Origin of the sequence: Parabacteroides sp. AF19-14 (assembly GCF_003635485.1) — a bacterium.
GTDB lineage: Bacteria > Bacteroidota > Bacteroidia > Bacteroidales > Tannerellaceae > Parabacteroides > Parabacteroides distasonis.
This window is the reverse complement of record NZ_QTMJ01000005.1, coordinates 1-20,139: the sequence shown is the minus strand read 5'-3', so window position 1 is coordinate 20,139 and position 20,139 is coordinate 1. Positions and strand designations below refer to the sequence as shown.

The 20,139-nt window shown below is 45.7% G+C and carries 26 protein-coding genes; 8 read left to right on the top strand and 18 right to left on the bottom strand.

The window, feature by feature from the left end:
- The 6 genes from DWX33_RS06495 to DWX33_RS06470 all read right to left on the bottom strand — a co-directional run bounded on the left by DWX33_RS06495 (position 1) and on the right by DWX33_RS06470 (position 4,926).
- On the bottom strand, positions 1-522 hold the full coding sequence (locus DWX33_RS06495) for a hypothetical protein (RefSeq protein WP_147425499.1): 522 nt from the start codon (positions 520-522) through the stop codon (positions 1-3).
- Positions 519-1,175: an AAA family ATPase gene (locus DWX33_RS06490; protein WP_122380068.1), complete on the bottom strand. Its 657-nt coding sequence runs from the start codon at positions 1,173-1,175 to the stop codon at positions 519-521. The genes DWX33_RS06495 and DWX33_RS06490 overlap by 4 nt, the downstream gene beginning before the upstream one ends.
- 4 nt (positions 1,176-1,179) lie before the next feature.
- Positions 1,180-2,082 carry an ATP-binding protein gene (locus DWX33_RS06485; protein ID WP_122380067.1) on the bottom strand — a complete coding sequence of 301 codons (903 nt, stop codon included), beginning with the start codon at positions 2,080-2,082 and terminating at the stop codon, positions 1,180-1,182.
- Between the two features lie 20 nt (positions 2,083-2,102).
- Positions 2,103-4,154, bottom strand: coding sequence for a hypothetical protein (locus tag DWX33_RS06480; RefSeq protein WP_122380066.1), 2,052 nt, complete (start codon positions 4,152-4,154; stop codon positions 2,103-2,105).
- Positions 4,135-4,443 (bottom strand): hypothetical protein, encoded by a 309-nt coding sequence (locus DWX33_RS22285; protein WP_147425498.1) that lies wholly within the window; start codon positions 4,441-4,443, stop codon positions 4,135-4,137. The genes DWX33_RS06480 and DWX33_RS22285 overlap by 20 nt, the downstream gene beginning before the upstream one ends.
- 99 nt (positions 4,444-4,542) lie before the next feature.
- Positions 4,543-4,926: a hypothetical protein gene (locus tag DWX33_RS06470; RefSeq protein WP_147425497.1), complete on the bottom strand. Its 384-nt coding sequence runs from the start codon at positions 4,924-4,926 to the stop codon at positions 4,543-4,545.
- Between the two features lie 143 nt (positions 4,927-5,069).
- Between DWX33_RS06470 and DWX33_RS22495 the strand changes: the two genes are divergently transcribed.
- Entirely contained in the window at positions 5,070-5,486 is a 417-nt protein-coding gene (locus tag DWX33_RS22495; protein ID WP_122380063.1) for a hypothetical protein, read from the top strand.
- 197 nt (positions 5,487-5,683) lie between these two features.
- On the opposite strand, the gene DWX33_RS06460 is transcribed toward DWX33_RS22495, so the two are convergent.
- Genes DWX33_RS06460 through DWX33_RS06445 form a run of 4 tightly spaced genes read right to left on the bottom strand, consistent with a single transcriptional unit; the run spans position 5,684 to position 7,355 of the window.
- Positions 5,684-6,319: a Bro-N domain-containing protein gene (locus DWX33_RS06460; RefSeq protein ID WP_122380062.1), complete on the bottom strand. Its 636-nt coding sequence runs from the start codon at positions 6,317-6,319 to the stop codon at positions 5,684-5,686.
- Positions 6,320-6,341: 22 nt separating this feature from the next.
- Positions 6,342-6,602, bottom strand: a complete 261-nt coding sequence (locus DWX33_RS06455; RefSeq protein ID WP_122380061.1) for a hypothetical protein — start codon at positions 6,600-6,602, stop codon at positions 6,342-6,344.
- 1 nt (position 6,603) lies between these two features.
- Positions 6,604-7,119 (bottom strand): hypothetical protein, encoded by a 516-nt coding sequence (locus tag DWX33_RS06450; protein WP_122380060.1) that lies wholly within the window; start codon positions 7,117-7,119, stop codon positions 6,604-6,606.
- An 11-nt stretch (positions 7,120-7,130) separates the two neighbouring features.
- Positions 7,131-7,355, bottom strand: coding sequence for a hypothetical protein (locus tag DWX33_RS06445; protein ID WP_122380059.1), 225 nt, complete (start codon positions 7,353-7,355; stop codon positions 7,131-7,133).
- Between the two features lie 132 nt (positions 7,356-7,487).
- On the opposite strand from DWX33_RS06445, the gene DWX33_RS06440 reads away from it, so the two are divergent.
- The 3 genes from DWX33_RS06440 to DWX33_RS06430 are packed head-to-tail and all read left to right on the top strand — an operon-like array spanning position 7,488 to position 9,044.
- Positions 7,488-8,249, top strand: a complete 762-nt coding sequence (locus tag DWX33_RS06440) for a S24 family peptidase (RefSeq protein WP_233570129.1) — start codon at positions 7,488-7,490, stop codon at positions 8,247-8,249.
- Between the two features lie 19 nt (positions 8,250-8,268).
- The gene (locus tag DWX33_RS06435; protein WP_122380058.1) at positions 8,269-8,583 is read left to right on the top strand and encodes a hypothetical protein; all 315 of its coding nucleotides are present in this window, start codon (positions 8,269-8,271) and stop codon (positions 8,581-8,583) included.
- Between the two features lie 44 nt (positions 8,584-8,627).
- Entirely contained in the window at positions 8,628-9,044 is a 417-nt protein-coding gene (locus DWX33_RS06430; RefSeq protein ID WP_122380057.1) for a hypothetical protein, read from the top strand.
- Positions 9,045-9,078: 34 nt separating this feature from the next.
- Here the strand turns inward: DWX33_RS06430 and DWX33_RS06425 are convergent, their stop codons facing one another.
- Positions 9,079-9,279 carry a hypothetical protein gene (locus DWX33_RS06425; protein ID WP_122380056.1) on the bottom strand — a complete coding sequence of 67 codons (201 nt, stop codon included), beginning with the start codon at positions 9,277-9,279 and terminating at the stop codon, positions 9,079-9,081.
- Positions 9,280-10,438: 1,159 nt separating this feature from the next.
- Between DWX33_RS06425 and DWX33_RS06420 the strand changes: the two genes are divergently transcribed.
- On the top strand, positions 10,439-10,741 hold the full coding sequence (locus tag DWX33_RS06420; protein ID WP_122380147.1) for a nucleotidyltransferase family protein: 303 nt from the start codon (positions 10,439-10,441) through the stop codon (positions 10,739-10,741).
- Between the two features lie 127 nt (positions 10,742-10,868).
- Here the strand turns inward: DWX33_RS06420 and DWX33_RS06415 are convergent, their stop codons facing one another.
- A complete protein-coding gene (locus DWX33_RS06415; RefSeq protein ID WP_122380055.1) occupies positions 10,869-12,518 on the bottom strand; it encodes an exonuclease domain-containing protein in 1,650 nt (549 codons plus the stop codon).
- A gap of 529 nt (positions 12,519-13,047) precedes the next feature.
- Between DWX33_RS06415 and DWX33_RS06410 the strand changes: the two genes are divergently transcribed.
- The 3 genes from DWX33_RS06410 to DWX33_RS06400 all read left to right on the top strand — a co-directional run bounded on the left by DWX33_RS06410 (position 13,048) and on the right by DWX33_RS06400 (position 14,495).
- Complete coding sequence (locus DWX33_RS06410; RefSeq protein WP_122380054.1) at positions 13,048-13,899, top strand: DUF6261 family protein; 852 nt, start codon at positions 13,048-13,050, stop codon at positions 13,897-13,899.
- 114 nt (positions 13,900-14,013) lie between these two features.
- Positions 14,014-14,220: a hypothetical protein gene (locus tag DWX33_RS06405; RefSeq protein ID WP_005867049.1), complete on the top strand. Its 207-nt coding sequence runs from the start codon at positions 14,014-14,016 to the stop codon at positions 14,218-14,220.
- A complete protein-coding gene (locus tag DWX33_RS06400; RefSeq protein WP_044545263.1) occupies positions 14,220-14,495 on the top strand; it encodes a type II toxin-antitoxin system YafQ family toxin in 276 nt (91 codons plus the stop codon). Before DWX33_RS06405 ends, DWX33_RS06400 begins: the two co-directional genes overlap by 1 nt.
- A 52-nt stretch (positions 14,496-14,547) precedes the next feature.
- On the opposite strand, the gene der is transcribed toward DWX33_RS06400, so the two are convergent.
- The 6 genes from der to DWX33_RS06370 form a co-directional block, all read right to left on the bottom strand.
- Positions 14,548-15,861, bottom strand: coding sequence for a ribosome biogenesis GTPase Der (gene der, locus DWX33_RS06395; protein ID WP_087346995.1), 1,314 nt, complete (start codon positions 15,859-15,861; stop codon positions 14,548-14,550).
- Positions 15,862-15,885: 24 nt separating this feature from the next.
- Positions 15,886-16,776: a GTPase Era gene (gene era, locus DWX33_RS06390; RefSeq protein WP_008773803.1), complete on the bottom strand. Its 891-nt coding sequence runs from the start codon at positions 16,774-16,776 to the stop codon at positions 15,886-15,888.
- A complete protein-coding gene (locus tag DWX33_RS06385) occupies positions 16,760-17,764 on the bottom strand; it encodes a beta-ketoacyl-ACP synthase III (RefSeq protein ID WP_008779906.1) in 1,005 nt (334 codons plus the stop codon). The genes era and DWX33_RS06385 overlap by 17 nt, the downstream gene beginning before the upstream one ends.
- Before the next feature lie 102 nt (positions 17,765-17,866).
- Positions 17,867-18,052, bottom strand: coding sequence for a 50S ribosomal protein L32 (rpmF, locus tag DWX33_RS06380; protein ID WP_005634607.1), 186 nt, complete (start codon positions 18,050-18,052; stop codon positions 17,867-17,869).
- A gap of 12 nt (positions 18,053-18,064) precedes the next feature.
- Positions 18,065-18,655 carry a DUF177 domain-containing protein gene (locus tag DWX33_RS06375; RefSeq protein ID WP_005867041.1) on the bottom strand — a complete coding sequence of 197 codons (591 nt, stop codon included), beginning with the start codon at positions 18,653-18,655 and terminating at the stop codon, positions 18,065-18,067.
- Positions 18,656-18,743: 88 nt separating this feature from the next.
- Positions 18,744-19,901, bottom strand: coding sequence for a HAMP domain-containing sensor histidine kinase (locus DWX33_RS06370; protein ID WP_122380053.1), 1,158 nt, complete (start codon positions 19,899-19,901; stop codon positions 18,744-18,746).
- Positions 19,902-20,139 lie beyond the last annotated feature (238 nt).

Below are 20,139 nucleotides of genomic sequence, written 5' to 3'. Positions count from 1 at the left end.
TCAGTTCCTTTCGGCGATCGCCTGTTCCTTGCGTTGTTTTTTCAATATATTGTCACAATAGGAGCAAACCGCCTTGAATAGTTCCGGTAGCTCTTCCATGGCTATCGCCGGGAGGATCCGTTCCCGGCTGATCGGGAGGCTCCGGATATGACGGTTGACCTCGTCGTATCCGTTTGTCGTGTTCACGCCGATGCGGGACAACCGCTGTAGTATCCGGTGGTACCAGTCCTTACGGATCGCCTTCTCGTTCAACTCCCGGCTCAATCGCTCCGGGTCCGTGGAGACGCTCACCTGTCGCCGGAGATCGTCCAGCAACTCCCCATACTCCGGATCCGTCAATGCCGAGAGGCTTACCCGGCGGCCATGTCCGGCACCATATTTGCCGATCAGGTAGCAATCGATCGTACCGTGGGCTATATCGTCCTTGGCGCTTTCCTCATAACCGGCCAGCCGCTTCAGGTAACCGTAAAACATGCCGGTGTTGCGGCCTTTGTAGACTCGTTTTTTTCTTGTCGTTGTCATATTCTTGGTTTTTGAAATGATGTCTGCGGTCTCGTGTTGTCCCCATGGATAAGGGCGGCTGTCTCCTCATCGATATCGATTCGCCCGTCGTTCCCGCCCCGGACGGTGGCGAACGCCGCTTTACCCTTCACGTGAAAATAGGCGTATGCCATCTGCTTGGCCATCACCGCCGGCGCTCCTTGTGGCTCTCCCCGCTCATCCTCGTGGGCGAGGAACACGAAGAGGACGTTCGGGAAGTCGCGGAGAAGATTGATGATATCCTCTTTCTTCAGATCGACATAAACGGTGAGATTATCAATGAAAATGATCTTCTCGCACTTCCGGTTATTCCTGATCTCCTCACGCAAGTCCTCGATCGAGGTGAAAGGCCATGAGTGGAAATTCCTGTTGGTATCCAATATGCCTACCCGGTTGACCGCCGCCGTATAGGAATGCCCTGTGCCTTCCTCCGCCGATATGTACAATACGGGCTCGATCCTCGAAAGGTCATTCGCCAGGTTCAAGGCGAAAGTGGACTTGCCGTTTTTCTCCTTGCCATAGATGAGCCAGCAGCCCGTACGCTCCTGGTCACCCAATATCCTCTTCCATTCGCCCAGGAACGGCATGAACTTGAATCGCTGGGCGTTTAGGTTACTTACTGATAATCTTCTCATGATGTTAATCCTCGTTTAAGATAAGAAGTGTCTCCGCACGGCGCAGACCGGTCTCGGCCTCTTGACTGTCGGTAGCCAGACACATGTTCACGATTTTGTTGATCTTGCGCTTGTCCTTGATATTGACGGCAAGCACAGACTCTATCAGGTTACGGAAAAACGCCTCACGGTCGTCCGGAGCGTCCGGTACGATGTGGTTATACTTGCTGCTGAACCGGGAAAAGAGTTCCTTGTAGGATTGTTTCTTCGATGTTCCCTTTCCTTTCTGTAGCTTCGTACGCAATCCGTCGGCCCCCATCAGGTACCAACCGCAACAGTCCTGCGTGCCGTTCCAGAACTCATGCAACAGCAAGAGGGAGGAGTACGACAGCGCCCCGGCCTCGTCTATGATCACGATCGGATGGGGCAATATGTTCAGGATATATTTAGCGGACTCCTTGATCTCCTCCAGCGTGCCCTCCGGCTCGCCGCCTACCGCCTTGGCGATAGCCCGGATCAACGTACGTTCCTGCCGGCATTGCGTGGCATCGATATAGAAGCAGTTCTTCAGTGTGCGAGAGAGGTAGCGGGCGGAATAGGTCTTGCCGATCGCGCACTCGTCCACGAACATCATGGACTTGCTGAACTCCTTGCAGAAAAGCACGTCCTCCTCGATCATGTTGAACACGTCCGTGCGTGCCATGTTCCAGTTACGCTCATTGAGGGAAACGCCCAGCTGCCTTCCCAGCTCAAGCCATTTGCCCGGGGATATCTTCTTGTCGGTATCCCCTTTCTTCAAGCCGCTATAGACGCTCTTGTTGATCCCGTACTTCTTGGCGAAGTTGGTGTCGCTCCCGTCATACCGCTCACGGGCTTCCGTAAGGGCGGCGAGAACCTTTACCTTATAATCCTCTGTTAATTCGATCATGTCGTTATATTTTTATTTTGTCAAAATCTATCTTTTAAACTTGGTGCGAACGATTTTCGAGCCTGGTTTGAATCGGGTTCGAACGGTGTCTCAACGACGGCCTCTTCCAGTATCTCCACCTCCTCCGGTTCTTGCGTCGCCTCGTACCGCTTGATGCCCGGCATCCGGAACTTGCGGTTCAGCGTCGCCTCGCAGTGATCCAGCACGGTCACTTTCTCGATGCCATGATAACGGCGTTGGCTATAGCCCTCCAGCGTGTTGCGGTAACGGGCGAATAGCTCGCGGTTCTTGGCCTGCTCTTCCGTCTCCTCGATCTTCGCGCGGGCGGTCCGGGGTTGTTCCACCACCTCGCAGACCACACGTGTCGTGTCGCGCAGGCAGGCTATGGCGGCCAGGCATTCACCGTCGTTGCCATCCAACCAGTAGATATCGATATCTTTTCCGGCGAGTACCTGCATATAGCCGATCAGCTTGTCGCCCGTGGCCAGCTCACCGCCGTCGGCCAGCAGGAAGATAGAGCTGCGGAAGCGAACCTGTCCCGCCATGCTGACGCTGCTCTTCGTCTTGTACCCTAATGTCAGCAGGATGGAGCGGTACGGGATCGGGCGGTTGTTCTCCGGATGTTGCTTCTCGAAAAGTATTTCCCAACGGGTCTTTTCCTTGTAAATGCTGCACGGCATATTGTTCCACTCCTCGATATCCCGTAGACCTTGCTCGACCAGCTTGTCGTATGGTACGATCCCTTTCTCTTTCGTTCCGGCTTGATTGGACTCGCTCCGGGCGAACGGGCGGGCAATCCATTCCGCGTGCTTCTTTTCCACTTGGTAACGGAGCGGTTTCCAGTAACCCTCGCATCGTTTGCTTCGTGCGCTATTTGCCTCGATCCGGACCCGGTCGAACATGTTCCCCGCCTTCAGGAATCCCTCCCGATAGGAGGCGTTCAGGTTGCTCTCGCACTCGATCTCCGCAGGGAGAGGCAAACCCCATTCGGCGTAGTTGCGCACCATCTGACGGTAGAAGTCCAGGATGATACCCTCTTTCGATGTCCCGTATACCCATGTGGTGATCGCCTCGCTGCCAAGGTCGATACCCAGATAGAACCACATGCGCACCCCCTTCTTGTACTCGAATGGCGGTTGGCGGTCATCCACGGAGATGATCGCCCCCGCGTATCTCGGATGCTCCAGTTGCTCGAAGGGGACGAACCTCCCCAAACGGATCTGCCGGTTTCCGGTACGTTTGCGGGAGGTAGCCGTCGAGCTACCCCATGAGTTCAGGAACATGGTGATGGCGCGTTGACTGATCTTGGTGAAAGATTTGGGGTCGAACACCTCGCCGGTCTCGTTGCTGATCACCTCGACATATCCGCTAAGGAAAGCCGCCAATTGGCGGGAGACCTCGGCCGGGGATGGCTTGAACGTCTGATGCGCGTACATGCTTTCCAGTAAGACGCGTGTCTGCTCCGCCTTCTTCCCCCGGTTGTTATTATCATAACCTTTCAACAGGGAGGCGTAACCTTCCGCCTCGAACCTCTCGATCTTACGTTTCAAGGATATCGGGTTGGTGGGAAGCTTAAACTGCGGCAGTTTCTTGATCCCACGCCATGCGTTAAAGTTGTTGACCACCGTGGATAGCGTCTTGTATGTGTTTTTTACGGACTGGTTCAGCTTGATACACTCCTCGTAGTGATCTGACCGCCATCGGATGGCGGCTTTCAATACGCTCGCGTCCAGGACGTATTCCTTTTGCCGTTCCACGTCGATCGTACCGTATTTACCCGGGCATACGTCCCGGAAATAGGAGACCGCTTCTTGGTCCTCCCAGTAGTAACGCTCCAGCGAGCAATCCACTTTCCTCGGATCGCCCAGCCGCTTGCGCCAATCCCTGGGAAGCGTGTCATAAGCTATCAAGACCTCGTTTCCCGCTCCTTTACCTTCACGGGCACGGCGAATGCCGTATGTTTTCTTGTTGTCCCGTGCCAATTTCTTTTTCAACGCTTCCCACGAGGGGAAGAAGTCTGGTATCAGCTCTTCCTTCGTCACCACTATCATATTATTCCATTCGTGAGGCATATCGTTTATACTTTATCATATTCAACTTGTTCCCGGGGTGGAATCGAACCACCTCCAACCGTTCCGGGATGACCACCCTCGTACCGCGGGCCGCGTTCCGATCAAACCTAAACCAATCTTTACCTAAAAAACACCTTCGATTGTTTATTCCTCTGTTAACCTCGTGAGAAGCCTGTCCACGTCCTTCCATCTCCTTGGCGAGATATTGGCGGCGATCACGCACCACACGACCACCGTCGCCAACATCGCCCACGCTTGCCATGGGATCGGCTGCCCTTCCTCCTGGCACCACTGGATCGTCTGTAACCCTGCCACGGCAAAAATCATCATGAACAATCCCATCGCGGCGAATATCACTATCAGCATGGCCATCATTATACGTCTCATATCATTCGCCCTCCCTCAATTGCGCCTTCGCCCGGATCCTTGTCTCGTACACCAGTCCCGGGTCCATCAGCTCCATCCATCCGAACTTGCGCTTGAGCAACCTGTCCAATACCGCCCAGTCCTCCAGACTGACACAGTTGTTGTAGTCCACCCATTCCTCCTCGCCGGTGGCCTCGTCCATGCAAGTGATCCCCCAGTACCAACGCCCCTGTTTCCGGACCTTGCATGCGTCCTTCGCCCGCATCACCTTGAACACCGGACATTCCACCACCTTCTCCTCGGTGTATACCAAAACCTTAAAGTTTACCTCATACCCGGACTCCATCCCGAACGGGGCCTCGCACAACGCCTTGTAATCCCTTTTCTCTGTCGCCATAATTTTCAATTTTTAATTATCGATTTTTAATTTCCAAGCCCCGCCGCCGGACCCGATCCGACTCTTGCAAGCCTTTAACTTTCTTGGCGGGATAGTCTCGATTCTGGTTAAAATGCCTATCTTTAGGCGGTCTTTATAAAGCTTATGCGATTATGATTTTTGAATATTTCAAAAGATATACAGTAGATGCCAAGTGCTCTTATATCAGATATAGGCTTCAATCATTTGTATTAGAGGAATTAGTCTTACGTGGTCCTCTAACCGAACAGGAATTTCGTTCCTATATGATTCTATGCTTGGATAAAAGCTTGCTTAATGAAATAGGATACTATGAGTTGAAACAAGCTGTCATATCTTTGACCCGTTTGGGGTTCATCACTGCCACGAATGAGAAAATACATATTACCTCAGAAGGTTTAGCTTTTTTCAAAACAGGTGCATTCCAAAATTTGGCAAATACCTCTTTCTTTAATTACATTCAGTATAGGAATCAACGTTCTACTCTAAGAGCCTCTGTATTAGCAGTATTAATAAGCATATTAAGTCTGCTGTTATCAATAAGTCAATGATATTATCAAATACAAATAGACCGAGTCGGCGCATGTACAAATGAAGCATGGATGGATAGTGCCCATGTTTCATTTTGTACAACTCTTCATAAATACTACGATTTGTTTCCATTTTGAATGCAGTTTTTTAATTTGTCGCAAATATGATTCGTAAGACTTTCAGAAAGTGATATCGGGCTCTTTTTTCGCAAAATCAATCACTCCGCATCTTCATTATCCCACTCGATCACCATCTGCCGGTACACCGGCTCCCGCTCCGGGTAGATCACGTTCCTTTTCCGGTTATACCGTGCGTAGCCCGTGATCTCCCGTGTGATCCGCTCGCTCATCGTTGTCCCGGCGTACACCTTTTGCACGTGGCTTAACGTCACCTCCAGTTGATCCGCCGCCATCTCCAGCTCGTCCCGGCTGATATAAGGCCGGACTCGCTGTTTCCACTCCTCGAAGTACGGGCGGTACTTCGGAAGGGGCAGACGCTTGCGCTCCGGTTCCGCTACCGCTTGGCCGTATAAGCCGGTACGCCGGATGGAGGGGAGAACCTCGCTTGTTACCCATTTGCGGAAGGCACGGGCCTCGGGCTTGCGGGACTGGAAGATCAAGTTGTAAAGGCCGGATTCGTTGACCATATTCATCGACTGTGATCCGGAGGGTGTCGGTACTACCGACACCCCTCTCTCGTCTTCTTCGAGGCGATTCATTGCGTCACGGCTGTTGCTGATAGTGAGGGCATCGCACACATCCTTTGCCACGAACCACGGTTCATTGTCGATGTTTCTTGTTCGAATGTTCACATTCGATTCTTCGTTGTAGAAGACTTGCAGTTTCGTTTCCATTTTAATTCGATTTAAATGTTGATTAATCCTTGATTGTTTTCACCACGTTACCTTTCGCGTCCAGAACCTTGATCGCCTTCTTCAATTCGTCCGTCACGTCAATAATCTGTACCAGCGTCCCCCCATTGGCCAACGCCGCCTCCCGTATCCTTGCCGCGTTCGGGCTATTTCGCCTAAACAACAACGCTTGGCTCACGCTCTGCGAGCTAACCCCGAACGCCTTGGCTATCGCCGCCTTCTTCTTGGCGCCCAACTCGATTTTCTGTCTTGTTTTCTTTGTCATATCAATGATTGTTTATCAGTTTGTCTACGATGGATAAGCGAAGCTCCTTGTCCTCAACCTTGGCGATATCGGCCAGAAGGTCGACCAAGCGTTCCTGCGTCAACCGGTTATGCTTGCGTTTCTCCGGCTCCGGCCAGATGGATAGTTGCTCTGCCTTGATGGCCTGCTCGGTCGTGAAGATCACCAAGTCCTCCGCCCAGTCGCGGAACAGCTTCGCACGTTCCGACTTGATGAAGAAACCGAGGCGGACGATGCCGCGCTTGGTCCAAAGGGTTTGCTTGTTCGGTGGACAATTATCTGATTCTGAGCCTAAGCCACTTTTTGTGACGCAGGTAACAAAATGCTTTCCTTCTGATAGTTCATCAATATTTCTATACTTATGATTTCTTAAAGCAGAAGTACTGATGCCATATCCTTTAGCAACTTCTACAGAAGTCATCAAGAACTCATGTTCCTTGTTCGGCTCAACCATCACTATCAGGTTCTCCGCTACGGTGAATTGCTTTTCTTTTTCCATATCAATACGATTTAAATGATTGTTACTTCCTTGTAAGGATTCTCCACCTTCCTCTTGGTGATCTCATACATATCACCCCCGTGGTTCAGAGCGTAAGCCCGGATCAGCTTGGCCGATGGACTGTTCGTGTCAAATCGGAGTGCGGACTGAACGGTTCTTTCCGTTACATCTAATTTCTTTGCGATCTCCCGCTGCAACTCCAGCGTGATTTCAATCTCATTGCGCTTTTCTTCCATATTCTTTTAATTGTTATATGTTTTATTACTACTTTTAGAGCGTCTTCTATCTGGAAGACTTTGCAAAGCTATTCAGAATTTCTGAAATAGCAAACAAAAATTCAGAAAAAGAGAAATAATATTTCAGAAATAATGAATAAAGAATCTATCAATAAGCGATTCATAGTAGCTGTAAACTATTTACTATCAAGCAGAATAGTATCCGGAAAAGGTGCTATTTCTGATTCTTTGGATATAAAACCATCTAAATTTTCAGAAATACTGAATTCTAGAATGAATGTAGGGGCTGATTTAATTGCAACCTTAAGCGATTTATACAATATTGATGCGAATTGGTTACTTAACGGTCGTGGTTCAATGTTAAAAAACAGGGCTGAATTCTCACCAGAAGAGACATACAGCGATCCTGTTCACGGCGTTGGCTACGTTCCGCCGACAGCTCCTATTGAAGCACAAACACACGAAAAGCCGGAAGTAAACTATGAGCGCAAGGGAGCACCATATTATAACGTGGACTTTATAGGAGGGTTTGATTTGGTGTATAACAATCAAACCTTAAACCCGGATTACTACATTGATTTTGAGCCCTATAACAAACCCGGTGTTGTATGGTGCAACATTACAGGGCATTCTATGGAGCCAGAACTGAACAACGGAGACTTCATCGCCATGAAGGAAATGAAGTCGCCAATACAATACCTTCCTGCCGGAGAGATATATGGTATTGTAACGGAAGATTACCGGACAGTGAAGCGTATGACCACTTCCGACAAGGATGGCTTTGTCCGCTTGATCCCGACCAATAAAAGCCCAGAATTCAAGCCGCAAGATATACCTGTATCAATGATTTGCAAGGTCTTTGCGGTATTAGGAAGTATGCACAGATTATTCTAATAATTTAAAATTCAATACCATGGAACTAGTTACATCTATGATTTTACTTGTATTTGCTGTATTACAAATAATTCTGTTTTTCAAGATTTGGGGGATGACTAATGATGTAAAGACTATTAAAGACTCATTATTAGCAAAAGATCTTTCTTACCATAAAACGCCACCAACCAATTCATCATTGTTGAATATCGGGGATTTAGTAGTAAATAAGGAAGGAAAGCAAATGCGCATCAAAGAAATTCAAGATGGCAAATACGCTTGTTACACCAACGGAGGAACGCATTTTGAAGGCCTTTACGAAGAATCAGACATAAAGCCCTTCGCAAAGAGCTAACTAATGATTAATCAATGGGCGCAAGCCAATAAAAATATACAGATATGAAGAATATTGAGATTTTAAAGGATCTTGTTAGTACACAGTACAACGACATGAAAGGTGTTATAGCAATTGAAGATCATGGAATTAACCCCTCTTTTTCCGGCTTATGTAAAGCACATGGAATAGATACTAAGGAATATTTCTTGATAGGGTTCGGAGTATCGGCCTATAATGTTATAGCTCCTACGTCAGAAAATGCCGCTGTCACGTGTAAAGTACTGTTATTGGAAAAAGAAAAGTATGGCTCCAACTTCGATGAAATTGAAGCCAATATTAGAAAAGAGGATTCTACGGATGTTGTGGAGAAAACATTCTCCGTTACTTACAAAGAACTCGGAGAATATATCAAACGCCTTGATTTTTTAGCAGTCACAGATATGAGTGCTAATATTTCAAAGGTGAATATTATAAAATAATCATCTGGCTGCCATTGTATAGGATAATGGCAGCCTACTGTTCCTTGATACCTATTATGATATATCTAAGTATTTCTTCTATATCCGTAAGAACTGAGACACGTTCTTTGTCTTCTAACTCATAAGCTGTACGCGTCAACTCACCCAGCATAGTCGAATATCGCCTTACGATATGTTTCTTCCCATATTGATCGATCTGACTTTTAATTAAATCATCAATAATACTTTTCTTCATATTACACATATTTTAGTTTCATTTAAAAACCAAGAAAACTAACCCAACCCCAGAGACTGTTCCCTATCATTAGTATTTCGGACAATGATAATAAGCCGCTCCCGCCAATTACTATTCCATGCGGTAGGTCAAACCAGTATTGATATAATTGAGAATATCCTCAGCGACAAATATTATTTGACCACCGTTCGGATTGTAGTTCCGGCTTGAAAGCAGCCTTAGTATGATTTTCTTTCTAAGGCGTTTTTCTTTCCATGCTCTTATTTTTGATGTTATAGACATTGTTTGTTTAATATTTCGATTATCTGTCCTTGACTTATAAAAAACTCTTAGTCGGCAAGAACTCTCAGAGCCTCTTCCTGCGACAAATGTTTCCACTCTATGTAATAAGCATACCTTTTACACAATTTCTCATCACGTAGTCTGATTAATTCCGGAGATCTGCCATTTCCCATGCCTAAACCATATTAAAACGTTCATATTTCACCGCAAATATAGTATTTGTGTGGTAAAATCCACCCAAAAACACAGTTAAATATCTGATAATCAATAATTATACAGGTTTGTGAAATATACCATATAGCAAATAAGGGTACACGAAAACGCCCGAAAAGCCGTTTATTAACTTGAATTAACCACCGAAGCCGTATTGAAAGGCATATAAAACCGTACCCAGATGTCCCCCTAAGTGTCCCTCTAAGTGTCCCCCTAAGTTGAAAAAGCAGCCTTTTTCGATCGTTTTCGATGGAATACTGCGCTAAAGCCGTCTTAGCCTTGATGTGGTGTACAAATCTGCTTATATCGCCTCCGTTACGCAGGTAAGTCAAGGAATAGCCCTCCTATCTACGAATTAAACAGGGCTGATCTAAAGCATTTATATTTCAATATAATAAGATGGATGTCACCAAAACAAAATAACGCCTGAATGCCCCGCAAAAGGCATTTCAGGCGATTCTTTATCTAATCATAGGCAAATGGGTAATTTTATCTCCGGAATGGGAAGCAACTTCCCATTTTTCACCCGAATTTTAATCATGAGTGGGAAGCAAATGGGAAGCGATGTGAACTTTTCGTTCTGAGAGGCATCTTTGTTATTATTTGATTATCAGTATTGTATAGGTATATGTCGGATATCTTTCGTATTTCTATTTATACTCTTATGGATTTCTTCAGCAAATATCGCCCCAGCATCATCGCCTTATGCGAGAAGCATAAGGTAAAGCGGCTATTCGCCTTCGGCTCCGTGCTGACCAGCCGCTTCACGGAGAAGAGCGACATTGACCTTGTGGTGGATTTCGACAAGGAGGTGGAGCTGGTGGATTATGTAAACAATTTCTTCGACCTACGGGATGCCCTGTCCGCCATCTTCCACAGGGAGATCGACTTGCTGGAAGACAAGGCGATCCGGAACCCGGTGTTGAGAAGGAATATCGACAGGACAAAATCGTTGATTTATGGATGAATATATAGAGAAACATCTTTACGATGTACTGCTAATAAACCTCCCAACACTTAAGAGATACTTGATAAAAAAAACAGAGCTAACTATACACAAATAACAGTAAATCAAAGCTATTTCACCGCTTATATTACAGTTCTCCTACATCTTCACTTGATTCTGATATAGATATTATTCCTAATCTACACATTTCCCAAAAACATTTCATTGTTATGTCAACATCCACAGATGCATCATGGACACCATCGGGATTTGAGCCAAATAATTTTTTATATAATTCCTGTAATTGAGGATATTTATAGCCATAAAGGCCTAAGATTTGACAATAATCAGTACTTAACTTCATGGTACAATACGAAGGTTTAGAATCCATTATATCAAATCTTCCAATTCTAACAAGTTCAGCCCCCACAATTTTTTTATCAAAAGAAATATTATGTCCAACTAAATAATTTACTTGATTTACATCACTTGTAAATAAATCTAGGACTTTAATTATAGATTCTCCTTGCTCTTTTGCACGAATGGTTGTTATAGCATGTAAATTAGATACATCTTCTGGTATAATAAAACCATCAGGATAAATGATATGAGTATGTTTACTTATCACAACGCCTTTGTTATCTGTTATTATCCAACTTAATTGTACAAGCCGAGGCCAATTTTCAAAATCTGAACTTGAGGCATTATAATCAGCAGGTATCCCCGTCGTTTCTGTATCAAAAAATAAATATTTAATTATTTTTTTATCAGACATCAACATTCGTTTTTTTAAATTAGATTTAACTAAATCCTTTTTATCATCCGGAAACGATTTACAGAAATCTAAATGATATAAAATCTCCTGCTCAGTTCCGTCTATTGCTCCACAAGCCATTAAAGAGGCAATATTGAAATGAGCCATTGAGTTATTTGACAAATAAAAGAATTTCAAAGCTTTTGATAAACCATCTTCGGCTGTCTTATCTACAGCAGAATATACACCCAAAGTATTAAATGCATCTTTTGAATGGCAACTTTTTAAGAAGTCAATATTATCTTTTACTTCATACAAAATATCTCCTCTCATTCTAGTAAAAGAACTTTCTGCTTCCTTTTTTTGTATCTTGGCAAGATACAAAGAATATTGTTTTCTAAAATAGCATCTTTTAAAAGATAAATCTCCACAAAAATAATTAATTAAATCATATATCTTATCTAGAGATATATAATAAGGCTTGTACAATGGGAACATGTCATCATGGAATAAATATTTACCTCCCGATTTATGAAGAGAAGGAGGTAAAACCAAAAAAGCTTTCCATCTTATTTCCATTCGCTCAAACAATTGAACTTCATATTTAAAAAAAGCATTAGGACTATATGAATAATCACAACTAGAACTCACAAAATCACTCGATCTAAAAATAATATGAAGGCCATTCCCGCTTCCTCTATCTATCACCCAACAATAGTTTTGTGGTAATCCCAGTATTTCTAAACACTGTGATATAAACATTCTTTTTCTTTCCACACGTGTCTCCTCTGAGTACTGATCATCCAAAGAGCAACACAAAGAGTCTACATCTAAAGCTCTATATTCATTATAACCTAAAATAACACCTATCCCTGTTGCTTCAATCCAATCATAAGATTGAATTTCTTCATCGCCCTGCCTAGATAAAATATATTTTTCCCAATCTTCAATCAAAGGGCCTTTATAATCATCACATTTAACAGGAGATATATTCATTCCTATCTTATGATAATAATTTGCATATAAAAACAATTCATTTTTCATTTGCTATACAATCATTAAGTTTAACAATAGATATAATATTATTATCTTTCGAATCATCATTAAATGAAATCATAGAACAAGAAACAAAAGAATCACAAACAATATTCAGCCTTATCGTATTAATTATTATATACAAGAAGATCCAGTACAAGATAATATCGAAACGCTTCTACGTTATTTTTCCAATACATCACGAAGATCGTGTTTTTTTAAAACATTCGCAAAACAATCAGATTCTTAATGTCTCTTAGCCCTAAGAAATGCCCTCGAAGGGTGAAAAATGACTTCTTAGGGCTAAAAGATAGTTTTTCAACCGTGAAAAGTGATTTCCTTGGCATAGGAAGGGCCTTTCAAGGCCGCGAAACCATTTCTTAGGCCTAAAAAGCCTATTTTCACCCTTGAAAAGCCATTTCTTAGGCCTAAGATGATTATTCGCGCCATTCAATCCCCATTTTTTAGGCCTAAGAAGCCCTTATTCAGTAAATATCCCTAACTTAGAGAAGTTTTTAAACTCTAAATCAAATTTACCATGAGTACTTACACAAAAATCAAGACACTTCCGCTCTCTCTTTTCAACAACGCCGAGTACCTCTCCTTCATGAACCACGTCCTCGACCTAGCCAACGGAAACAGCGGTGGCGGCGATTCCGAGTCCCCCGACGAGATCTCCCTGCTGACCGGCAGCGACGGCATCCCCGAGCTGGGCCTCACCAAAGAATTCCTCGATACCTACGAGGCAGACCTCCTCGCCATGGCCGACGTGGTGGACGAGAGCCGTACCTCGCAGGAGACCGAGCAAATGACCTTGCACGATACCAACCGCGACAACCTCGCCATCTATATCATCACCCGCATCTCACGGGCCGGTACCCTCCCGTTGGAGGCCGAGCGTGACGCGGGCAAGTACCTATACAAGGTCATCAAACCCTATAACGGCATCGCCCGCCTCCCCATGGCGCAGGAGACCGCCAAGATAAAGGGCCTCTTGCTGGATTTGCGCAAGGACGAGAACAAGCCGTACGTCACCACGCTCGGCCTCGACGCTTACCTCGCCGAACTGGAGAAAGAGAATAACGCCTACGACCGCCTGTCGCAGCAACGCGTCCAAAACCGGACCACCTCCAAAAAGGAAAGCGGCGCCAACCTGCGCAAGCGGATCGACGTGTATTATGACGATCTCACCCTGCTGGCCCAGTCCTATGGCGTAGCGAAGCCGTCCGAGAAAGCGACCGCCTTCATCGCCGCCCTCAACCAGCTGATCGCCGAGACCACCGCCGCCTACAACCAGCGCATGGCCTCCGCCAAGAAACCGGCGCCCGCTCCCGAGCCTACACCCGAGCCTACGCCCGGCGGAGACTCCGAGAGCCCGGACGAGATCTAACCGTCACGTCCCTCCCTCCCGACGCGGAAGCGGGAAATAAAAAGAGAAGGAAAACAATTCCCCTTCTCTTTTTATTCCGTATATTCGCGAAGGAAATTCCTAAAACAGAACGATATGGAGACAACGACATCCTTAAAGACATTCGAGGTAACCATCCCCGAGAAATACGCCGACATCTTGAAGAAATTCATCACCTCGCTGGAAGGCAAGGTAAAGGCACAGAAGAAATCCGGATTGGACGAGGCCTTGGAGGACGTGAAGGCAGGAAGGATTTATCATGCGGAAAGCACAAAGGATTTGATGAAACAAATCCTAGGCTGATGAAATATTCCATCAACTATACCAAAAAGTTCAAGAAGAACTTGAGGCTATGCCAAAAAAGAGGATATGATATGAACTTATTCGAGCAAGTATCCAACTTGCTTGAAACAACCGGTTCCCTTCCCTCCCAATACCACCCGCATAAGCTATCCGGGAAATACGCGGGATTGTGGGAATGTCATATCCAAGGAGACTGGCTGCTGATATGGAGCCAAGACGACACGGAACTAATCTTGCTTTTCACCGATACCGGAACGCATTCCGACCTATTCTAAATAGAAAAAGCCGCCTCCCCATTACAGGAAGCGGCTTTTTTGTATCTAGTATTTACTTTTCCCGGATAAATATATTAATCGGCGTACCGGTAAAATCCCAGTTCTCGCGGATCTTGTTCTCAAGGAAACGTTTGTACGGGTCCTTGATCCATTGCGGCAAGTTACAGAAGAACACGAAAGAAGGCACGCTGCCCGCCGGAAGCTGGGTGATATATTTGATCTTGATATACTTACCCTTCCATGCTGGGGGAGGATAATTCTCGATGATCGGGAGCATCACCTCGTTCAACTTGGCCGTAGGGACACGCTTGGAGCGATTCTCGTAAACCTCCTTGGCGGTCTCCAGCACCTTCAGGATACGCTGCTTCGTCATGGCCGAGATAAACAAGATCGGGAAGTCGGTAAACGGAGCCAGACGCTCACGGATAGCGGTCGTGTACGAGTCGATCACCTTCTGGCTCTTATCCTCGATCAAGTCCCACTTATTCACGCAAACCACCAATCCCTTCTTATTCTTCTGCACCAGCGAGAAGATATTCATATCCTGGCTCTCGATGCCCCTCGTAGCGTCCAACATCAGCACGCAGACATCCGAGTTCTCGATCGCGCGGATCGAACGGATCACCGAGTAATACTCCAAGTCCTCATTCACCTTCCCCTTCTTACGGATACCCGCCGTATCCACCAAATAGAAGTTCAAGCCGAATTTATTATATTTCGTGTAGATGGAATCACGGGTCGTGCCCGCGATATCGGTAACGATATGCCGATCCTCGCCAATAAAAGCATTGATAAGAGAAGACTTTCCCGCATTCGGGCGTCCTATAATCGCGATACGGGGCAACTCCTCCTCCAGTATCTCCACCTTCTCCTCGGGCAACGTCGCCACGATCTTATCCAGCAAATCCCCGGTATAAGAACCATTGATGGCCGAGATGCAGAAAGGATCTCCCAAGCCAAACGAGTAAAACTCCGCCGAGGCCGGATGCAATTCGTAATTATCCGCCTTGTTCGCCACCACGATCACCGGCCGCTTGCAACGGCGCAAGATCTGCGCCACCTCCATGTCCAGATCCGTGATGCCATTCAATACATCGACGACGAACAAGATCACGTCCGCCTCCTCGATAGCCACTTTTACCTGCTTGTTGATCTCCTCCTCGAAAACATCCTCCGAGTTAACCACCCATCCGCCTGTGTCAATCAGCGAAAACTCCTTGCCGGTCCACTCCACCTTGCCGTACTGACGGTCGCGGGTAGTACCAGCCTCCTCGTTCACGATCGCCTGACGGGTACCCGTCAACCGGTTGAAAAGGGTGGACTTACCTACATTGGGTCTCCCCACTATCGCTACTATATTTCCCATAAATTCTCCTTTCGTATGCTATTATTAGTCCAGCTGATAACCGAAGTTCTTCAATATGTTGTCACGGTTACGCCAGTCTTTTTCCACTTTGACAAACATTTCCAAAAACACCTTCTTTCCGAAGAAACGTTCGATATCCTTCCGGGCCATAGCACCTACTTTCTTCAATGCTTGCCCTTGATGCCCGATGATAATCCCTTTCTGGGTATCACGCTCCACGATGATCAGCGCCTTGATATGGATCAGCTCATCATCCTCCTTGAACAACTCGACGACCACTTCTACCGCGTAAGGTATTTCCTTCTGATAATATAACAAGATTTTCTCACGAATGATCTCTGTCACGAAGAAACGGGCCGGTTTATCGGTCAAGGCGTCTTTCTCGAAATAAGGCGGGGAATCAGGCATCAACTCCTCCACCCGACGCTTCACGTAATCTATATTGAAATTCGAAAGCGCGGAGATCGGGATGATCTCGGCCTTCGGAAGCAATTCCTTCCACTGGGCCACGAGCTTCTCCAGCTCCGGCTGATTGGTCTGGTCGATCTTATTGATCAACAAGAGAACCGGACACTCTATGCTCTGTACCCGTGCTAGGAACTCGTTATTTTTATCAATCGTCTCGACGACATCCGTCACGTACAACAGCACGTCGGCGTCGCCTAAGGCGGATTGAGAGAAATTAAGCATGGATTCCTGCAACTTATAATTCGGCCGCAAGACTCCCGGCGTGTCAGAATACACGATTTGCATATCGTCGGTATTCACGATACCCATAATACGATGCCTTGTCGTTTGCGCCTTCGAGGTGATAATAGAGATCCGCTCCCCGACCAAACGATTCATCAACGTAGACTTACCTACGTTTGGGTTTCCAACGATATTGACAAAACCCGATTTATGCTTTTTTTCCATCATACCCCCATTTCAGATAAACCGCTCCCCACGTAAAGCCCGCTCCAAAAGCGGCAAGGATCAGGTTATCTCCTTTTTTCAATTGATTCTCCCATTCCCATAGACAAATAGGAATCGTACCGGCGCTTGTGTTGCCATATTTCTGGATATTGATCATCACCTTATCCATATCTACGCCCAAGCGTTTCGCCGTAGCGTCGATAATCCGCAGGTTCGCTTGATGAGGAACGATCCACGCGATATCATCATGCGTCAAGCCATTCTTCTCCGCGATCTCAGCGGCCACGTCCGCCATATAAGAAACCGCGTACTTGAACACCACACGTCCATCTTGATAAACGAAATGCTCACGGTTGTCCACCGTCTCGTGAGAAGGAGGATAAGCCGAGCCGCCCGATTTCATGATCAGATGCGGATAGCCTACGCCGTCTGTCCGTAAAATAGTATCCAAGACACCGAACTCCTCGGTAGTTGGCTCCAACAAGACCGCTCCGCAAGCATCCCCGAACAAAGGACAAGTAGAACGATCTTGATAATCTGTAATAGATGTCATCTTATCACCCGATACGACAACCACCTTCTTATAACGCCCCGAGCGAATATAATTAGCGCCCGTCTCCAAAGCATACAAGAAGCCTGCGCACGCACCTTGCATATCAAAAGTCATCGCGTTCTTACAACCTGTATGATAAGCGATGATAGAAGAAGTTGTCGGGAAATGATGATCCGGGGTAGTCGTAGCGGTCAAGACAACCTCTACTTCTTCCGGATTCAGGTTCGTTTTCTCGAGCAATTGCTTCACGGCCCGTATACCCATGTAAGAGAGTCCTACGCCCTCCCCTTTCAATATCCTGCGCTCCTTAATACCCACACGAGTCATGATCCACTCATCCGTCGTATCGACCATCTTGGAAATATCCTCATTCGTCAATACATCTTCAGGAACGTATCCACCCACTCCTGTGATAACCGCATTTATCTTATCCATAACTTTAAAAATAAAAGGACTACTTATCCCAATTAAAAAAAGCCCTAAAAAAAACTTTTAGGGCTATTTCTTTTGTTCATCAAACCATATAAGTTGACAAACTTACACAGCAGCTTCTTTTTCAATCGCTAATTTACCTCTGTAATAACCGCACTCACCACATACAGTGTGATAGATGTGCCATGCGCCACAGTTCGGGCAAATTGCCATTGTTGGAGCTACAGCCTTGTCATGAGTTCTTCTCTTGGCTGTTCTTGTCTTACCTTGTCTTCTTTTAGGATGTGCCATTGTTTTATTTATTTAATTGTTATCATTCTCTAGCAAACCTTTCAGAGCATCCCAACGAGGATCGGCAGGACTAGCGTTTCCGTCATCTTCCAACGCCAAATCATCACCTCCCATGTCATCCTCAAAATCGTCTTCGGTCTCATCCGAACTTCTGGCGGTATGTTTCTTCAATTTAGACGACATTGCCTTATTACATTTACCCGGCGCATGTACATGCTTCATGGGAACCGCCAAAGCGATAAACTCATACAGGAACCACGCCAAATTAATAGCGCCCTCCTCTTCCGGTATCACGACAACCTCATCACTCTCCTCGGCATATTCCTTGCCGAATTTTACCACCAGACGATTGTGGGTATCAATAGGAATTTCCATATCGTCCAAGCATCTATCGCATGGAACAACAACAACCCCTTCTATCTGAAAGTTCATCTCAAACATCATTGACGACCGTTTTACGGTAAGATGAACCTTCACTTTGCCCTTCTGGACCTCGGTTCCGTCAATGTCCACAAAAAACTTGTTCTCCAAAAGATACTCGAATTCGTGTACTCCCGGAGAGAGATTTTTCAAATCTACATTATATAATTTAAATTTCCCCAAAGCCTTTTAGTGTAAAAACCTTGCAAAGGTACGAAAAAACTAAATACAAAAACAATACCTTTATGCTTATTTTTTCCTATAATACGATTTAACCCTTATATTTCTTCAATTTTATACGAAAAGTCGTCCCTTTCCCTAGCTCCGAACTCTTCACGAAAATCTTTCCTCCTTGGAAGGACTCGATAATGCGCTTTACCAAGGACAAGCCTAATCCCCAGCCACGTTTCTTGGTCGTATACCCCGGATTGAAAACCGTCTTGAATTTTGATTTCGGGATACCTTTTCCGGTATCAGCCAAATCGATCAGCACGACCTTCTCTCTTTCCTCTACTTTTAGCGAAATCTCACCCTGCCCCTCCATGGCGTCCACCGCATTTTTCGTCAGGTTCTCGATTACCCAAGCGAACAGGGAATCATTCATTAAGACCAATATCGGCCGCTCCGGTAAATACGTATTGATTTTCACCTTCGAGGAAATACGGGTCTCCATGTATCCCAAAGCCACACGGATGGATTCCACGATATTTGTCGGAACCGGATCCGGATCTGAACCGATTTTAGAGAAACGCTCCGCTATCGTTTGTAAGCGTTTCACATCCTTATCCATCTCTGTCAATAGAGAAGGATCTATATCTTTCGTTCGCAAATATTCAATCCAAGCGATTAGCGAGGATATAGGCGTTCCTAATTGGTGAGCCGTCTCTTTCGATAACCCCACCCACACTTTATTCTGTTCTGCCTTCTTTGTACTAGCCAAGGCTAAAAAAGCGATTAATATAAAAACAAACACAACTGATAATTGCGCATAGGGATAAACAAGCAGTCGCTTTAAGATAATCGAATCATCGTAATATAAATATTGGTAAGTACCATCCTCCATGTCAATTACGATCGGAGGATTTTTGGTTCTCAGTTCCTTAACCTTATTCGTCATGAACTGCGCTACATTCTTTTCCGGAATCTCTATATTATTGTAAGAAACCACGCTATCCGTCTCGCTGCATAATATAACAGGAATAGAAGTATTCCCTTGGATGATTTTTAGGATAAGATTCATATTAAGGCTTGGATTCTCACTGGTCATGACCCGGGTTGCCTCACTCCAAACCTCGATCTTCTGACGCTCTTCTCGGGCCAGATCTTTAATCAAGAGATCCGAGACTACCACAGAAGCCATAGCGATCAATACAGCGGCAAAAATAAAGCCTAATTTCCATCTTTGACGAGAATCATATATGCTGCTCATAAATCAGAATCATTCGGTGAATTCTTAATATAACGGCAAGATACGAACTTTATTGTTCCCGATTCAGCAAACAATGAAATCTCACCCAATTGTAGAGACGTAGCGTGCAGCGTCTCATCCCTTCAAATGGTAACTTAGAATACCGTCAGACGATACGAGACGCTGCACGCTAGGTCTCTACGGCGGCTGGTGTATATAACAGAAAAAGGAGTCACCCCTTACGGACTGACTCCTCTCC

Excerpts from the sequence above, each read along its gene's own strand:
- DWX33_RS06495 (WP_147425499.1), bottom strand. The coding sequence starts at position 522 with ATGACAACGACAAGAAAAAAACGAGTCTACAAAGGCCGCAACACCGGC.
- DWX33_RS06490 (WP_122380068.1), bottom strand. The coding sequence starts at position 1,175 with ATGAGAAGATTATCAGTAAGTAACCTAAACGCCCAGCGATTCAAGTTC.
- DWX33_RS06485 (WP_122380067.1), bottom strand. The coding sequence starts at position 2,082 with ATGATCGAATTAACAGAGGATTATAAGGTAAAGGTTCTCGCCGCCCTT.
- DWX33_RS06480 (WP_122380066.1), bottom strand. The coding sequence starts at position 4,154 with ATGCCTCACGAATGGAATAATATGATAGTGGTGACGAAGGAAGAGCTG.
- DWX33_RS22495 (WP_122380063.1), top strand. The coding sequence starts at position 5,070 with ATGATTTTTGAATATTTCAAAAGATATACAGTAGATGCCAAGTGCTCT.
- DWX33_RS06460 (WP_122380062.1), bottom strand. The coding sequence starts at position 6,319 with ATGGAAACGAAACTGCAAGTCTTCTACAACGAAGAATCGAATGTGAAC.
- DWX33_RS06455 (WP_122380061.1), bottom strand. The coding sequence starts at position 6,602 with ATGACAAAGAAAACAAGACAGAAAATCGAGTTGGGCGCCAAGAAGAAG.
- DWX33_RS06450 (WP_122380060.1), bottom strand. The coding sequence starts at position 7,119 with ATGGAAAAAGAAAAGCAATTCACCGTAGCGGAGAACCTGATAGTGATG.
- DWX33_RS06445 (WP_122380059.1), bottom strand. The coding sequence starts at position 7,355 with ATGGAAGAAAAGCGCAATGAGATTGAAATCACGCTGGAGTTGCAGCGG.
- DWX33_RS06440 (WP_233570129.1), top strand. The coding sequence starts at position 7,488 with ATGAATAAAGAATCTATCAATAAGCGATTCATAGTAGCTGTAAACTAT.
- DWX33_RS06435 (WP_122380058.1), top strand. The coding sequence starts at position 8,269 with ATGGAACTAGTTACATCTATGATTTTACTTGTATTTGCTGTATTACAA.
- DWX33_RS06430 (WP_122380057.1), top strand. The coding sequence starts at position 8,628 with ATGAAGAATATTGAGATTTTAAAGGATCTTGTTAGTACACAGTACAAC.
- DWX33_RS06425 (WP_122380056.1), bottom strand. The coding sequence starts at position 9,279 with ATGAAGAAAAGTATTATTGATGATTTAATTAAAAGTCAGATCGATCAA.
- DWX33_RS06420 (WP_122380147.1), top strand. The coding sequence starts at position 10,439 with ATGGATTTCTTCAGCAAATATCGCCCCAGCATCATCGCCTTATGCGAG.
- DWX33_RS06415 (WP_122380055.1), bottom strand. The coding sequence starts at position 12,518 with ATGAAAAATGAATTGTTTTTATATGCAAATTATTATCATAAGATAGGA.
- DWX33_RS06410 (WP_122380054.1), top strand. The coding sequence starts at position 13,048 with ATGAGTACTTACACAAAAATCAAGACACTTCCGCTCTCTCTTTTCAAC.
- DWX33_RS06405 (WP_005867049.1), top strand. The coding sequence starts at position 14,014 with ATGGAGACAACGACATCCTTAAAGACATTCGAGGTAACCATCCCCGAG.
- DWX33_RS06400 (WP_044545263.1), top strand. The coding sequence starts at position 14,220 with ATGAAATATTCCATCAACTATACCAAAAAGTTCAAGAAGAACTTGAGG.
- der (WP_087346995.1), bottom strand. The coding sequence starts at position 15,861 with ATGGGAAATATAGTAGCGATAGTGGGGAGACCCAATGTAGGTAAGTCC.
- era (WP_008773803.1), bottom strand. The coding sequence starts at position 16,776 with ATGGAAAAAAAGCATAAATCGGGTTTTGTCAATATCGTTGGAAACCCA.
- DWX33_RS06385 (WP_008779906.1), bottom strand. The coding sequence starts at position 17,764 with ATGGATAAGATAAATGCGGTTATCACAGGAGTGGGTGGATACGTTCCT.
- rpmF (WP_005634607.1), bottom strand. The coding sequence starts at position 18,052 with ATGGCACATCCTAAAAGAAGACAAGGTAAGACAAGAACAGCCAAGAGA.
- DWX33_RS06370 (WP_122380053.1), bottom strand. The coding sequence starts at position 19,901 with ATGAGCAGCATATATGATTCTCGTCAAAGATGGAAATTAGGCTTTATT.